The organism is Streptomyces yaizuensis (assembly GCF_034961445.1).
GTDB classification, from domain to species: Bacteria; Actinomycetota; Actinomycetes; order Streptomycetales; family Streptomycetaceae; genus Streptomyces; species Streptomyces yaizuensis.
Genome location: NZ_BSBI01000005.1, coordinates 369,163 through 383,834 on the forward strand (window position 1 = coordinate 369,163; position 14,672 = coordinate 383,834).

Sequence of the window (14,672 nt, forward strand, 5' to 3'; positions counted from 1 at the left end):
GACCACGAGGAGACACGTCCGACATGACGAATCCGGCCGAGCGTCTGGTGGATCTGCTCGATCTGGAGCGGATCGAGGTCAACATCTTCCGGGGGCTCAGCCCGGACGAGTCCCTGCAACGGGTCTTCGGCGGGCAGGTCGCGGGCCAGGCGCTGGTCGCGGCCGGGCGCACCACGGACGGGGAGCGCCCGGTGCACTCCCTGCACGCGTACTTCCTGCGGCCGGGCCGGCCGGGGGTGCCGATCGTCTACCAGGTGGAGCGGGTCCGGGACGGCCGTTCGTTCACGACCCGCCGGGTGACGGCGGTCCAGGAGGGCCGGACGATCTTCAATCTGACGGCGTCGTTCCACCGGCCGGAGGAGGGCAGCATCGAGCACCAGCTGCCGCCCCGGCTGGATTTCCCGGACCCGGAGACGCTGCCGACGGTGGCGGAGGAGATCCGGGAGCGGCTGGGCGCGCTCCCGGAGGCGCTGGAGCGGATGGCCCGGCGGCAGCCCTTCGACATCCGTTACACGGAGCGGCTGCGCTGGACGCCGGGGGAGATCAAGGAGAAGGAGTCCGATCCGCGCAGCGCGGTGTGGATGCGGGCGGTGGGTCCGCTGGGCGACGATCCGCTGGTGCACACGTGCGCGCTGACGTACGCGAGCGACATGACGCTGCTGGACGCGGTCCGGATCCCGGTCGAACCCCTGTGGGGACGGCGGGGGTTCGACATGGCGTCGCTGGACCACGCGATGTGGTTCCACCGGCCGTTCCGTGCGGACGAGTGGTTCCTGTACGACCAGGAGTCGCCGATCTCGCACGGGGGACGGGGACTGGCGCGTGGCCGGATCTACGACCGGGCAGGATCCCTGCTGGTATCGGTGGTCCAGGAGGGCCTGTTCCGTCCGCTGGGCGCGGCGGGTCCGTCCTCCTGACCCCATCGGTGCGGACATCGGTGCGGACATCGGTGTGAACATCGCTTTGAACGAGGAGCATGCGCATGGCGACCCTGTACGACATCCCGCTGCGCACCCTGACGGGTGAGCCGACCACGCTGGGCGCCTGGCGGGGCCGGGCCGTCCTGGTGGTGAACGTGGCCTCCCAGTGCGGTCTGACCCCCCAGTACACGGGTCTGGAAGGGCTTCAGCAGACGTACGGGGGGCGCGGTCTCACGGTCGTCGGCGTCCCGTGCAACCAGTTCGCCGGGCAGGAGCCGGGGAGCGCGGAGGAGATCGCGGCGTTCTGTTCGGCGACGTACGGGGTGACGTTCCCGCTGCTGGAGAAGGCCGAGGTGAACGGGGCGGGCCGGCATCCCCTGTACGCGGAGCTGACGGCGGTCGCGGATGCCTCGGGCGAGGCCGGGGACGTGCAGTGGAACTTCGAGAAGTTCCTGATCGACGCGGACGGCGCGGTGGTGGCGCGGATCCGTCCGGGGACGGATCCGCAGGCTCCCGAAGTGGTCGCGGCGATCGAGGCGCTGCTCTGAGGCCGCTGGGTCGAGGCCCCTGCCCCGAGCGGGCTGCCCTGTGACGGCCTGTCGACGGTGGCGGGCGCCCGCCACCGTCGGCGACCCGTCGGCGGCCCGTCAGCGGATCGGGACCCCCGCCAGCGTGCGGGCGATGACGAGGCGCTGGATCTCGCTGGTCCCCTCGAAGATGGTGTAGATCGCGGCGTCCCTGTGCATGCGTTCGACCGGATACTCCCGGGTGTAGCCGTTGCCGCCCAGGATCTGGATGGCCCCGGCGGTGACCTCCTTGGCCGTCTCGCTGGCGTACAGCTTGGACATCGAGCCCTCGGCGGAGGTGAAGGGCTTGCCGGTGGCGGCCATCCAGGACGCGCGCCAGACCAGGAGGCGGGCCGCGTCGATGCGGGTGCGCATGTCGGCGAGTTGGAAGGCGATGCCCTGGTTGTCGATGATCGGGCGGCCGAACTGGGTGCGGGTGCGGGCGTAGTCGAGCGCGGTCTCGTAGGCGGCGCGGGCGGTGCCGACGGCCATCGCGCCGACGGCGGGGCGGGATGCCTCGAAGGTGGCCATGGCGGCATTCCTGACCCGTGCGGCGCCGGGGCCGGGCTCGGCGCGGCGGGCCTCGCGGGCGCGGGCGAGGCGTTCGTCCAGCTTCTCCTTGCCGCCGAGGAGGCAGTGGCCGGGGACGCGGACCCCGTCGAGGACGACCTCGGCGGTGTGGGAGGCGCGGATGCCGTGCTTGCGGAACTTCTGGCCCTGGCTGAGCCCCGGGGTGCCGGGCGGCACGATGAAGGAGGCGTGGCCCTTGACCCCGAGGCCGGGGTCGACGACGGCGACGACGACATGGACCTGGGCGATGCCGCCGTTGGTGGCCCAGGTCTTGGTGCCGTCGATGACCCACTCGTCGGTGGCCGCCTCGTACCGCGCCCGGGTGCGCATGGCGCCGACGTCGGAGCCGGCGTCCGGTTCGGAGGAGCAGAAGGCCGCGACCCGTACGTCGTCCGCGTCCCCGTACATCTGGGGGATCCAGGTGCCGATCTGCTCGTCGGTGCCGTTGGCGAGGACGCCGACGGCGGCGAGGCCGGTGCCGACGATGGAGAGGGCGATCCCCGCGTCGCCCCAGAACAGCTCCTCCATCGCCAGGGGGATGCCGAGGCCGGTGGGATCGAAGAACTGCCGGGCGTAGAAGTCGAGGGAGTAGATGCCGGCCCTGGCCGCCTCCTGGATCACGGGCCAGGGGGTCTCCTCGCGCTCGTCCCACTCGGCCGCCGCCGGGCGGATCACCCGGTCGGCGAAGCCGTGCAGCCACTCGCGCAGCTGCTTCTGGTCGTCGTTGAGTTCCAGCGTGAAACCGGACATGTCCCCTCCAGCCGTCGTCGGCCGCGCACGCGTCGCCGGGCGCCTACGTTACCAGCGGTAACGCTTGAGGGCGGGGAGTTCCACTACCGGGCGGTAGCGCATGTCAACCGGTCCCGGTCGATGCCCGGAGCGGGCGGACGGGGTGTTAGTTTGCGCAGGCGTGACGCAATCGCTCGGGCGGGGAGAAGCACCTATGGCGACCACACAGCGGTCCTCCGATCAGGACCGGCCGGCCGATCAACGGCGGCGGGAACTGCTGGAAGCGGCGGACCGGGTGGTCCTCCGGGACGGCCCGAAGGCGTCGATGAACGCCATCGCGGCCGAGGCCGGCATCACCAAGCCGATCCTGTACCGGCACTTCGGCGACAAGGGCGGGCTGTACCGGGCGCTGGCGAAGCGGCACACCGACGCCCTGCTGGACTCCCTGCGGGCGGCGCTGGACGCGCCCGCGGAGCGCCGGGAGCGGGTGGCGGCCACGCTCGACACCTACCTCGCGGCCATCGAGACCCGGCCCCAGGTGTACCGCTTTCTGATGCACCCGGCGGAGACCCCGGCCGCGCCGGCCGAGTCCGGCGGCCCGGAGGCCGGTTTCGACGTGGGCCGGCACTCGGCCCCGCTGCTGCGGCGGCTCGGCGAGGAGCTGGCGCAGGTGATCCACGAGCGGGTGGACCTGGGGCCGGAGGGCGAGCGGCTGGCCCGTGTCTGGGGCCACGGGATCGTCGGCATGATGCACGCCGCCGGGGACTGGTGGCTCGGCGAGCGCCCCTGCACCCGCGCCGAACTGGTGCACAGCCTCACCGATCTGCTCTGGGGGCGGATCGCCGCCGTCCCGGACCGCGCGGGCGGCCCGGGGTTCTGAGCATGCGTCGGGCCCTCCCGGGGCCGGGGCTCAGAAGGGCCGGGGATGTCCGGGAGGGCGGGGGGACTCAGGCGGGCCGGGAGAGCCCAGGAGGAGCCGGGCGCCCAGGTGGAGCCAGGGGGCTCAGGAGGACCCGGGCTCTCAGGAGGAGCCAGGGGGCTCAGGAGGACCAGGGGGCGCGGCGGATCGCCCGCTCCAGCCGGGCCCTGCGCCACCCCTGGACCCGGTCCCGGTAGACCGTCCCGTCGAGGTGGTCGCACTCGTGCTGGAGACAGCGGGCGAAGAAGCCCGTCCCCTCGACGGTGACCGGCGTGCCGTCGGCGCGGACGCCCTCGACGACCGCGCGGTCGTACCGCTCCACCGGCGCCTCCAGACCGGGCAGCGACAGACAGCCCTCGGGCCCGCTCAGCTCCACCCCGTCGGCCGCCACCAGCCGGGGGTTGACGATGTGTCCGACGTGGCGCACGTCCTCGTCGTCGGGGCAGTCGTAGACGAACACCCGCAGCCCCACGCCCACCTGGTTCGCCGCGAGGCCCACTCCGTTCGCCGCGTACATCGTCGCGAACATGTCCTCGATGAGTTTCCCGAGCGCCGGACCGAAGTCCGTGACACTCTCACAGGGCGTGTGCAGCACCGCGTCCCCGAGCGGGCCCAGGGGCCGCACGAGTCCGGAACTGCCGGGGATCAGCCGGTTTCGCATGGCGTCAAGCCTACGTTCGGCGGGGGTGTGCCCGCTCCCGCCGGGTGCCGAGGTTCGGGCCTCGCCCCGGACCTGGATAGGCTGGGGCCGACCGATGCAAGGAGGATCAAGGACGATGTCAGGCAACTCGGAGCTGTCGCCGCGCGCCAAGCTCGCCGTGACGGCAGGCAGAGCCGCGGCGGCGGTATCCCGCGCGGCCGGACGCGGCAGTGGCTCGGTGATCGGCGGCCGGGTCGCGCTCAAGCTCGACCCGGACCTGCTCGGGCGGCTGGCGCAGCACCTGGACGTCGTCCTCGTGTCCGCCACCAACGGCAAGACCACCACCACCCGGCTGATCGCGGAGGCCCTGCGCGCCGCGGGCCCGGTGGTCTCCAACGCGCTCGGCGCCAACATGCCCGCCGGGATCACCTCGGCGCTGGCGGGCGGCTCGGAATCCCGCTTCGGGGTGATCGAGGTCGACGAGAAGTACCTCGCGGGTGTGGCCCGCGACGTCGAGCCCAAGGCGATCGCGCTGCTCAACCTCTCCCGCGACCAGCTCGACCGCGCCGCGGAGACCCGCATGCTCGCGGAGAAGTGGCGCGAGGGTCTCGCGGGCTCCAAGGCGATCGTGATCGCCAACGCGGACGACCCGCTGATCGTCTGGGCCGCCTCCTCCTCCCCCCAGGTGGTGTGGGTGGCGGCCGGCCAGGAGTGGAAGGACGACGCCTGGTCCTGCCCCGCCTGCGGCGGTGTGATGCAGCGCCCCGGCGACGACTGGTTCTGCGGTGAGTGCGGCTTCCGCCGCCCCACCCCCAGCTGGGTCCTCAACGGCGACTACGTCCTCGACCCGCACGGCCAGGCCTGGCCGATCCGGCTCCAGCTGCCGGGCCGCGCCAACAAGGCCAACGCCGCCACGTCCGCAGCCGTCGCCGCCTGCTTCGGGGTCCCCCCGCAGGTCGCGCTGGAGCGGATGTACTCCGTCCAGGCCGTCGCCGGCCGCTATGACGTGGTCACGTTCGAGAATCGCGAGCTGCGGCTGCTGCTGGCCAAGAATCCGGCCGGCTGGCTGGAGACCTTCTCGCTGATCGATCCGCCGCCCACCCCGGTGATCCTGTCCGTCAACGCGCGCGGCGCCGACGGCACCGACACCTCCTGGCTCTGGGACGTCGACTACACCCGGCTCGCGGGTCACCCGATCGTCGTGATCGGCGACCGCCGGCTCGACCTGGCCGTCCGTCTGGAGGTCGCCGGGCTGGACTTCCGGGTCTGCGACACCGTGGACGAGGCCGTGGCCATGGCTCCACCGGGACGGATCGAACTGATCGCCAATTACACGGCCTTCCAGGACGTACGCCGGCGGGTAGGGAACTGAGCCGCCATGAGACGCGAAGGACGAACCAGAATGAGTGACAGCAGCCTGCGTCTGGTCTGGGTCTACCCGGACCTGCTCAGCACCTACGGCGACCAGGGCAACGCCCTCGTCGTGGAGCGGCGGGCCCGTCAGCGCGGCCTCGACGTCATGCGGATCGACGTCCGCAGCGACCAGGCGATCCCCACCTCGGGCGACATCTACCTCATCGGCGGCGGTGAGGACCGGCCGCAGCGGCTCGCCGCGGAGCGGCTGCGCCGGGACGGCGGGCTGAACCGGGCCGCCGAGAACGGTGCGATCATCTTCTCGGTCTGCGCCGGGTACCAGATCCTGGGCCACGAGTTCATCAACGACCTCGGGGAGCGCGAGCAGGGCCTCGGCCTGATCGACGTGGTCTCCACCCGGGGCGAGGGCGAGCGCTGCGTCGGCGACGTGCTGGCCGAGTGCGACCCGAGGCTGGGGCTGCCGCAGCTCAGCGGCTTCGAGAACCACCAGGGCATCACCCACCTCGGCCCCACGGCCCGGCCGCTGGCCACCACCGTGGTCGGCCGGGGCAACGGCACCGGCGACGGCACCGAGGGCGCGTACCACGACACGGTCTTCGGCACCTACCTGCACGGACCGGTCATGGCCCGCAATCCGCAGTTCGCCGATCTGCTGCTGAAGCTGGCGCTCGACGTGAACGCGCTGCCGCCGACCGACGACCGCTGGTACGAGGCGCTGCGCGACGAGCGCATCGCCACGGCCACCCAGCAGCAGCCGGCCTGACCGCAGGCGCCACAGGCACCGCGGGCGCGGTCGGCCGCCCGGCCCGGACCGCGCCTCAGCAGGGGCGTCCCACCTGGTGGGACGCCCCATTCGGTGCCACCCGCCGCACGCCGGTAGGGTGGCCGGGATCCAACCGGACGACGTGGTCCGGGTGTCGGCCCACGTTGCAAAGGTATCTGGGCAATGCGTATTGGTGTGCTCACCTCCGGGGGCGACTGCCCCGGTCTGAACGCCGTCATCCGCTCCGTCGTCCACCGTGCCGTCGTCGACCACGGCGACGAGGTCATCGGCTTCCACGACGGGTGGAAGGGCCTTCTGGAGTGCGACTACCGCAAGCTGGACCTGGATTCCGTGGGCGGGATCCTGGCCCGGGGCGGCACCATCCTCGGCTCCTCCCGGGTCCGCCCGGAGCATCTGCGCGACGGCGTCGAGCGCGCCAAGGGGCACGTCGCCGACCTGGGTCTCGACGCGATCATCCCGATCGGCGGCGAGGGCACCCTCAAGGCCGCCCACCTCCTCTCCGAGGCCGGGCTGCCGATCGTCGGCGTGCCGAAGACCATCGACAACGACATCGCGTGCACCGACGTCACCTTCGGCTTCGACACCGCCGTGGGCGTGGCGACGGAGGCCCTGGACCGGCTGAAGACCACCGCCGAGTCCCATCAGCGGGTGCTGATCGTCGAGGTCATGGGCCGCCACACCGGCTGGATCGCCCTGCACTCCGGCATGGCGGCCGGGGCCCACGCCATCGTGGTGCCCGAGCGCCCCTTCGACATCGGGGAGCTGACCCGGGTGGTCGGCGAGCGCTTCAAGGCCGGCAAGCGGTTCGCGATCGTGGTGGTGGCCGAGGGCGCCAAGCCCGTGCCCGGCTCGATGCGCTGGGACGAGGGCGGCAAGGACGTCTACGGGCACGAGCGCTTCGCCGGGGTCGCCCGGCAGCTCTCCACCGAGTTGGAGCACCGCCTCGGCAAGGAGGCCCGGCCCGTGATCCTCGGGCATGTGCAGCGCGGCGGCACCCCCACCGCGTACGACCGGGTCCTGGCCACCCGGTTCGGCTGGCACGCGGTGGAGGCGGCGCACCGGGGCGAGTTCGGCATGATCACCTCGCTGCGCGGCACGGACATCACGACGGTGCCGCTGGGGCGGGCGGTGGAGTCGCTGAAGACCGTTCCCGCCGAGCGCTACGCCGAAGCCCAGTGCGTGCTCTGAGCTGAGCCGTACGGGCAGGGCTGGGCCGTAGGGGTGCCCCCGGTCGCGACCGCGACCGGGGGCACCCCTACGCTGGTCCCCGGCAAGCGCACAATCCCGTACGAATCAGGAGCCGGCGGATGGATCACAGCGGCCACGGCACATCGATGGAGCTGCCGCCGTTCACGCTGGGGCGGGGGCTGGAGTTCGCCCCCGACACGTTCTTCCTGACCGGCTGTCTGCTGGCGCTGGCCCTGTACGGCTGGGGGGTGCTGCGGCTGCGCCGGCGCGGCGACTCCTGGCAGGTGGGGCGGACCCTGTTCTTCGTCGCCGGGGTGCTGACCGTCCTGGTCGCCATGTGCACCCGGCTGAACGAGTACGGCATGGTCATGTTCAGCGTGCACATGGTGCAGCACATGATCATCAGCATGGTCTCGCCGATCCTGCTGCTGCTCGGCGCCCCGGTGACGCTGGCGCTGCGGGCGCTGCCGGTGGCGGGCCGGGGCCGCAAGGGCCCGCGCGAGCTGCTGCTCGCCGTGCTGCACAGCCGCTATATGAAGGTGGTCACGCACCCCGCGTTCACCATCCCGCTGTTCATCGCGAGTCTCTACGGGCTCTACTTCACGCCGCTCTTCGACTATCTGATGGAGTCGAAGACCGGGCACATCGCGATGATGGTCCACTTCCTCGCCACCGGTCTGGTCTTCTTCTGGCCGATCATGGGCGTGGACCCGGGTCCGCACCGGCCGGGGTACGTGATGCGGATGCTGGAGCTGTTCGCGGGCATGCCCTTCCACGCCTTCTTCGGCATCGCGCTGATGATGGCGAGCGAGCCGATGGTCGACGCGTACGCCGCTCCCCCGCTCTCGCTGGGCATCGACGCGCTCGCCGACCAGAACGCGGCGGGCGGGATCGCCTGGGCGTTCAGCGAGATCCCCTCGGTGCTGGTGCTGATCGCGCTGGTCTTCCAGTGGTACCGCTCCGACGAGCGGCAGGCCCGGCGGATGGACCGGGCGGCGGACCGGGACGGCGACAAGGAGCTGGAGGCGTACAACGCGTACCTCGCCTCGCTCCACGCCCGCCAGCAGCGCTGAGATCCGCCCAGAAGCCGCCGGGGCACCCCGCCGGGGGGTGCCCCGGCGGCTTTTGGGCGGTAGCGCGAACCGGGTCACGCGGGTGACGATGACCTTCGGTGGCGGTGGTCGTCCTAGGAGGACGGATGTCGGGATCCACGAAGGCGATGGGGGTGCTCACGGTGGCGACCCTGGTGGTCGTGACCGCGTACTCCGCGACGATCGGAAGCAACGGCTGGCTGTGGTTCGGCTGGGTGGTGCTCGGCATGGTGACCATCGGGGTGATCGCCGCACGGGGCACCTGAGCGGTACGGGCGCCGGCGTGGTGCGGGGTGCCCGTACCGGTACGGCGGCCCGGTCCCGTACCGCGACTCGTTCCCGTACAGCGGCCCGGTCCCGTACAGCGACTCGTTTCCCGTACGTCACAGGGCGGCGGGCAGCGGCCGGCCCTCCCCCGCCGTCGACAGCGGGACGCGCCCGGTCAGCGGGGCGGCCCCGGCGCGGCTGACCCGGCGGCTGAACCAGATCACCTTGCCGTCCGCCGTGGCGCAGGTGCCCCAGCTGTCGCTGAGCAGCGCGACGGCGGCCAGACCGCCCCGGGCCGGGCCCGCGCTGGTGAGCCGGGGCAGCCGGGGATCCCCGTCGGCGACGGACACGATCAGGCGGCGGCCGTTCCAGCGCAGCTCCACCGACGCGGCCTTGTCGCCCTCGGCGTGCCGGACCACATTGCCGACCAGCTCGTCCACGGCCCGGCAGACGGGCCCGACCTGCCCGTCCAGCTTCCAGTACCGCAGATGCGCCGCGAGGATGCGGCGGATGCGGGGGATGTTCTCGGTGGTCGCCCGTACCTCCATGGTGTACCGGCGGACGGCCTGCGTGTGCATGACGGTGGCTCCTCACCGCGACCGCTCCGGGCCCTCGGCCCCTGGCCCTCAAATACGGAGAGTCACCATCGGTCGCTCCTGGGTCACCGACCAGCCTAGCCCGGGTCGGCCGGGGCCGCCCGGACGGCGGCGGCCGGGTGGGTGACAGCTCCCCCCACCGCGGAGGCATATGCCCCGGGGCGCCGGATTCCGGGCCGTACCCGGTCGTGTCCTCCGAGCGGTGGGCGTCGTTCACCGGACGTGGGCGTTCCGGAGGCTGGGCCGCAACCCAGCCGGTCACCGGGCCGGGCCCGGGGCGTCCCACGACCCGGTTCCCGACGGCGGTCGGAGCCGCCGCGCGCCGGGTCCCGCACTGGAAGGGTGATCGCCATGACCTCTGCCGTCCACACCGCCGAACCGATCGATCTGATCGTCGTGCGCGATCAGGTCGAGCGGCTGGTGGAGGATTTCCTCGCCGCCGAGGCCGCCGCGGCCGCCGGTCTCGGCCATCCCCCGGAGGTGGTCCGGATCCTGCGGGACTTCCTGGCCTCCGGGGGCAAGCGGCTGCGGCCGATGCTGTGCGTGGTGGGCTGGCACGCGGCCGGGGGCGGCCCGGACCCGTCGGCCGTCCTGCGGGTGGCGGCCTCGCTGGAGCTGTACCAGACCTTCGTCCTGATCCACGACGACATCATCGACGACTCGGCGCAGCGCCGGGGCCGCCCGGCGGTGCACCGGGCGCTGGCCGCCCGCCATGTCGGGCACGACAGCGCGGCCCGCCTCGGCGCGGGCGAGGCGCTGCTCGCGGGGAATCTGGCGCTGATCTGGTCGCAGGAGCTGCTGCACACGGCGGGTCTCGACGAGGCGCGGCAGGCGGCGGTGCACCGGGTCAACGACGCGATGCTGGCGGAGGTCATGTTCGGGCAGTACCGGGACCTGCTCGGGACCGAACGCCTCGACGACGACATCGAGGCGGCGCTCGGCATCATCCGGTACAAGACGGCGGCGGGCACCATCCAACGGCCGCTCCAGCTCGGCGTGGCGGCCGCCGGCGGGGACGGGGAAGTGCTCGGCTTCTGTACGGAGTTCGGGGTTCCGCTGGGCGAGGCGTTCCAGCTCCGCGACGATCTGCTGGACGTCTTCGGCTCGCCCGACGGCCGCAGCGCGCCCGGCCTGAACGATCTGCGGGAGGGCAAGCACACCGTGCTGCTCGCGCTCGCGATGGCGGGCGCGGGCCCCGGGCAGCGGGTGCGGCTGCGGTCGCTGGTGGGGCGGGCCGCCCTCGACGAGGACGGGGCGGCGGAGATCCGCGCGATCGTGGAGGCCACCGGCGCGCGCGACGGCGTCGAGCGGATGATCTCCGCCCGTTACGATCGGTGCCTCAAGGTCCTGGCGGAGGCCGGCCTGCCGGAGCGGGCCTCGGCGGCGCTGCGGAAACTGGCCGTCACCGCCACCCAGTACACGGCGTGAGACCCGCTCCGGCGGCTGCCGCCCGACCCGCAGAGAGGCCCGCCGTGCCCGAGATCGCCACACCGCAGACCGGCACGCCCCAGGCCGCCACACCGCAGACCGCGACGCCGCAGACTGTCACGCCGCAGGGCACCGCGCCCGGGATCGCCGCACCGCGGACCGCGCCGGACGCCGTCGACGCGATGCGGCGGATCGCCGGGTACCGGCGCGATTTCGATGTCCGGTTCGCGGCGTACTTCGACGGGCTACGGGACGAGCTGGGGCCGCTGGCGACCGGCAGGTTCGCGCCACGCTGTGTGGAACTGCTGCGGGACCAGTCGCTGCGGGGCGGCAAACGGCTGCGGGTGGCGCTGCTGCACGAGGCGGCCCGGCTGGTGACCGACGAGGAGGTGCCGGGTCTCGACGCGGCGGCACTGAGCATCGAGCTGCTGCACACGCACGGTCTGGTGCACGACGACATCGTGGACGACGCACCGCTGCGGCGCGGTGCCCCGTCGACGTACTACGCGTACCGGGCCGACTTCCCGGGGCGGGAGCGGACCGCGCTGGGGCTCGCGGTGCTCGCGGGCGACCTGGCGGCCTTCCTCTCCGTACGGGTGCTGCTGGAGGCGCCGGTCCCGGCGGAGCTGGCGCGGGCGATGGCCGCGGTGCAGTCACGGGCGGCGGCCGACACCGTGCTCGGTCAGTTCCTCGATCTGGAACGGGACTTCCCGCCGGTGCCCGACGAGGAGTTCCTGCACACCGTGACGGAGTTCAAGTCCGCCCGCTACTCGATCCTGGCGCCGCTGCGGATGGGGCTGCTGGCGGCGGGCGAGGACCCGGAGCGGTACGCGGACGAGCTGCGCCGGTACGCGGTGCTCGTCGGGATCTACGAGCAGATGCGCGACGACTACCTGGACCTCTTCGGGGACGCGGAGGTCACCGGGAAGCCGGTCGGCACCGATCTGCGCGACGGACGGCGCACCTATGCGGTGAACGCGCTCCTCGACGCGGTCGAGGGGGCGGAACGGACGCTGGTGACCTCCGCTCTCGGCGCTCCCGGGTGCGACGCCGAGACGGTCGCGGAGATCCGGGAGATCGCCCGGCGGCGCGGTGTCGACGCCCGGCTGCGGGACCGGATGCGGCACTACGCCCGGGGCGCGTCGGAGGAGGCGGCCCGGTGGCGGCCCCGGTGGCGGGAGGACGCCGTCTCCTTCTTCGAGGCGCTGCCCCTGTGGAGCGTCGAACGGGAGGCGTGAACCCCCGCCGGTGCGGCGGCGGTTCACGCGGACGCGCCCGGACGAATCCGGTCGGGGCCGGGCGGCGGGCCCCGGGGCGAACGGCGGCAGTCAGCGCAGCAGCGCGAAGACGGTGCCCGCGGCGGCGGCCCCCACGGTGACGCCCACGACCACCTGGGCGGCGGTGTGCCGCCCCAGCCGGAGACGGGACCAGGCCGTCGCCGTGGCCACGGCCGCCAGCGGCAGCATCCACGAGCCGTACGCCAGGATGAGGACGGCGCTCGTCCCCGCCGCGACCGCCGAGTGCGCCGACACCTTCCACGCGGTGGTGATGGCGGCGAGCGCGCACAGGACGGCGGTCATCGCCACCACCAGGGCGGTCACCGCGCTGGGAGCGCCGAGGTGATGGAGCGCCACCGCCCCGGCCGCCACCGGGAACACGATCCAGGGGGCCGCCGCGAGCCGGTCCCGCCGCTCCGGCAGCCCGCTGCCCCAGCGCCGCAGCCGGCCGCCGGCCGTGATGAACAGCGACGGTACGACGCCCGTGACCACGGCGGCCAGCACTCCCCAGGCGGCGCCGGGGGCCCCGTCGGCACGCCAGCCGACCAGGGGAGCCGCCGCCAGCATCCAGTTCCGGGGCTCGCACCAGGCGCTGATCCGGCCCGCGAGCCGCAGATCACGCCCGGCGGCGACACCGGTCATCCGGGCTCCCCCGCGGCGGCCAGCTCCTCGACGGCGCGGACCCAGCGGTCGGGCAGGGTCTCGGCGCCCGGCAGCGCCCGGTCGATCCGGAAGCACACGGACGCGATTCCGGCGTAGGCGATCAGACTGACCGTCATGGGGGTGGCGTCCGGGCAGAACATCAGCGGCACCACGCGCACCGTCCGGGCGTCGCCCACGGTGAGCCGGTGCCGCATCAGCAGGAAGGAACTCCCGATCGACGCCCGGCCGGGCCCGGTGCCCCAGCGGACGAGCCACAGATGCAGCCAGGTGGGGAGGGCGGTGACGAAGCGGTGCAGAAAGGCCCGGTGCGCGACGGACCGCAGGGGCGCGGTGGCGAAGACGGTGCCCGCGAGGCGCAGCGCGGCGGTGCGGGGTCCGCCGGGCAGGTCGACCCGGACCGGGACGCAGCGGTTGCCGGGCAGCACGGCCTCCTCGGGGGTGCGCAGGCTCACCGGGACGAACACCGGCAGCGGAACGCCGTCGGCCGGGGGCCACCGCTCCGCCGCCCAGCCCGCCACCGCGTGGCCCAGCGCGGCGAGGTGGATGTCGTTGGCGCCGCAGCCGCCGGCCCGGGCGGCCTCCCGCAGCCGCCGCAGCGGCACCTCGGCCCACAGCAGCCGGCGGCCGGTGGACAGGGGCCGGCCGGGGGCGTCCCACACCCGGTGCGCCCTCCCGCCGTCGAGGAGGGTCGGAATGCCGCGCCGGGTGTCGCCCCGCCGCAGCCGGGGCAGCCGGGCGGTGACGGAGAGCTGGGAGGGCCGCAGCGGGGGCCCGAACAGCGTCTCCAGGACGGAGATCAGGCTACCGCCGTCCTGAAGTCCATGGTGGGTGAGGTAGACGAGGATCGATTCGGCGGTGCCGTCGGTGCCTGCGGTGCTGTCTGAGCTGTCTGAGCTTTCCGGGCGGAGCAGCACCATCCGCCACGGCGGTGCGTCGGTGGGCAGCGGCTCCCGCAGCAGCTCCTCCAGTGCGGCGGCGACCGGGCCGGGGCCGGTGGGCAGCGGCCGTACGGTGATGTGCCGTTCGAGGTCGGGGGCGGCGGGGACCCAGGCGGGCGGCCGCTGTCGCAGCAGGTGGGTGAGCGCGGGCAGGGCGGGCAGCAGCGCGGCCACGCGGTCCCGGATCCGTTCCGGCTCAGGGGCGGGTCCCTGGAGGTGGAGCGCCACGCCGATGGTGAATCCGCTGTCGGGGTGCGGGGCGACGGCGTGCATCCGGTGGAAGAGGAGGTCCACGTAGTTGGGGGCGGGCGGTGGTCCGGCCGGTGCGGCGGCCCCGGGGACGGGGGGCGTGGCCTGGTCCCGGGTCGTGTCCGTGGTCATGGCGCTCTCTCCCTGGGGGCGGGTGGGAAGGCCCGGCCGCGGCGCCGGACCGGGGCCGGGCCCCGCCCGGTACAACGCCACGCCGCCGCTCGCGACACGGGAGCACCCCGGGCGGCGGCCCACCACCGGGGGCACGCCCGGCCGGGGGCGGCGGCAAGGAAGCGCCGCCGAGAGAGCGGCGCCCGCCCGGAAGCCGAGTACGCCGGGCGGGCATGGCGGGCTCCGGTGCCGTGGGGTCGTCGCGGGCCCGCCGGGGACCAGGTCCGTGCCTGGTGGATCAGCCTGGAGGAGGAGCGGGGTCCGGTGCGTGGGGCCTCCCTGGGCCCGCCGCCGGGCGAGGG

The 14,672-nt window shown here is 73.8% G+C and carries 15 protein-coding genes; 10 read left to right on the top strand and 5 right to left on the bottom strand.

The window, feature by feature from the left end; all coding sequences use genetic code 11:
- The first annotated feature begins 23 nt into the window (after window positions 1-23).
- Together SYYSPA8_RS15245 and SYYSPA8_RS15250 are read left to right on the top strand one after the other, a co-directional pair.
- Window positions 24-917, top strand: coding sequence for an acyl-CoA thioesterase (locus SYYSPA8_RS15245; protein WP_323447692.1), 894 nt, complete (start codon window positions 24-26; stop codon window positions 915-917).
- 65 nt (window positions 918-982) lie between these two features.
- The gene (locus SYYSPA8_RS15250) at window positions 983-1,468 is read left to right on the top strand and encodes a glutathione peroxidase (protein WP_323447693.1); all 486 of its coding nucleotides are present in this window, start codon (window positions 983-985) and stop codon (window positions 1,466-1,468) included.
- A 99-nt stretch (window positions 1,469-1,567) separates the two neighbouring features.
- Here the strand turns inward: SYYSPA8_RS15250 and SYYSPA8_RS15255 are convergent, their stop codons facing one another.
- Window positions 1,568-2,806: an acyl-CoA dehydrogenase family protein gene (locus SYYSPA8_RS15255; protein ID WP_323447694.1), complete on the bottom strand. Its 1,239-nt coding sequence runs from the start codon at window positions 2,804-2,806 to the stop codon at window positions 1,568-1,570.
- A 193-nt stretch (window positions 2,807-2,999) separates the two neighbouring features.
- On the opposite strand from SYYSPA8_RS15255, the gene SYYSPA8_RS15260 reads away from it, so the two are divergent.
- Window positions 3,000-3,665 (top strand): TetR family transcriptional regulator, encoded by a 666-nt coding sequence (locus SYYSPA8_RS15260; RefSeq protein WP_323447695.1) that lies wholly within the window; start codon window positions 3,000-3,002, stop codon window positions 3,663-3,665.
- A gap of 160 nt (window positions 3,666-3,825) precedes the next feature.
- On the opposite strand, the gene def is transcribed toward SYYSPA8_RS15260, so the two are convergent.
- Window positions 3,826-4,365, bottom strand: a complete 540-nt coding sequence (def, locus tag SYYSPA8_RS15265) for a peptide deformylase (RefSeq protein WP_323447696.1) — start codon at window positions 4,363-4,365, stop codon at window positions 3,826-3,828.
- 115 nt (window positions 4,366-4,480) lie between these two features.
- Between def and SYYSPA8_RS15270 the strand changes: the two genes are divergently transcribed.
- The 5 genes from SYYSPA8_RS15270 to SYYSPA8_RS15290 all read left to right on the top strand — a co-directional run bounded on the left by SYYSPA8_RS15270 (window position 4,481) and on the right by SYYSPA8_RS15290 (window position 9,047).
- A complete protein-coding gene (locus SYYSPA8_RS15270) occupies window positions 4,481-5,716 on the top strand; it encodes a Mur ligase family protein (protein ID WP_323447697.1) in 1,236 nt (411 codons plus the stop codon).
- Between the two features lie 30 nt (window positions 5,717-5,746).
- On the top strand, window positions 5,747-6,481 hold the full coding sequence (locus SYYSPA8_RS15275; protein ID WP_323447698.1) for a type 1 glutamine amidotransferase: 735 nt from the start codon (window positions 5,747-5,749) through the stop codon (window positions 6,479-6,481).
- A gap of 183 nt (window positions 6,482-6,664) precedes the next feature.
- The gene (locus SYYSPA8_RS15280; RefSeq protein ID WP_323447699.1) at window positions 6,665-7,690 is read left to right on the top strand and encodes a 6-phosphofructokinase; all 1,026 of its coding nucleotides are present in this window, start codon (window positions 6,665-6,667) and stop codon (window positions 7,688-7,690) included.
- Window positions 7,691-7,809: 119 nt separating this feature from the next.
- Complete coding sequence (locus SYYSPA8_RS15285; RefSeq protein ID WP_323447700.1) at window positions 7,810-8,763, top strand: cytochrome c oxidase assembly protein; 954 nt, start codon at window positions 7,810-7,812, stop codon at window positions 8,761-8,763.
- Between the two features lie 125 nt (window positions 8,764-8,888).
- Entirely contained in the window at window positions 8,889-9,047 is a 159-nt protein-coding gene (locus SYYSPA8_RS15290) for a hypothetical protein (protein ID WP_323447701.1), read from the top strand.
- A gap of 117 nt (window positions 9,048-9,164) precedes the next feature.
- Here SYYSPA8_RS15290 and SYYSPA8_RS15295 read toward each other — a convergent pair whose 3' ends face one another.
- Complete coding sequence (locus SYYSPA8_RS15295) at window positions 9,165-9,626, bottom strand: ATP-binding protein (RefSeq protein WP_407706008.1); 462 nt, start codon at window positions 9,624-9,626, stop codon at window positions 9,165-9,167.
- 369 nt (window positions 9,627-9,995) lie between these two features.
- On the opposite strand from SYYSPA8_RS15295, the gene SYYSPA8_RS15300 reads away from it, so the two are divergent.
- Together SYYSPA8_RS15300 and SYYSPA8_RS15305 are read left to right on the top strand one after the other, a co-directional pair.
- Window positions 9,996-11,072, top strand: coding sequence for a polyprenyl synthetase family protein (locus tag SYYSPA8_RS15300; RefSeq protein ID WP_323447702.1), 1,077 nt, complete (start codon window positions 9,996-9,998; stop codon window positions 11,070-11,072).
- A 182-nt stretch (window positions 11,073-11,254) separates the two neighbouring features.
- Complete coding sequence (locus tag SYYSPA8_RS15305) at window positions 11,255-12,310, top strand: polyprenyl synthetase family protein (protein ID WP_323447812.1); 1,056 nt, start codon at window positions 11,255-11,257, stop codon at window positions 12,308-12,310.
- Window positions 12,311-12,400: 90 nt separating this feature from the next.
- Here SYYSPA8_RS15305 and SYYSPA8_RS15310 read toward each other — a convergent pair whose 3' ends face one another.
- Window positions 12,401-12,991: a hypothetical protein gene (locus tag SYYSPA8_RS15310; RefSeq protein WP_323447703.1), complete on the bottom strand. Its 591-nt coding sequence runs from the start codon at window positions 12,989-12,991 to the stop codon at window positions 12,401-12,403.
- Complete coding sequence (locus tag SYYSPA8_RS15315; RefSeq protein WP_323447704.1) at window positions 12,988-14,331, bottom strand: hypothetical protein; 1,344 nt, start codon at window positions 14,329-14,331, stop codon at window positions 12,988-12,990. The genes SYYSPA8_RS15310 and SYYSPA8_RS15315 overlap by 4 nt, the downstream gene beginning before the upstream one ends.
- Between the last annotated feature and the right edge of the window lie 341 nt (window positions 14,332-14,672).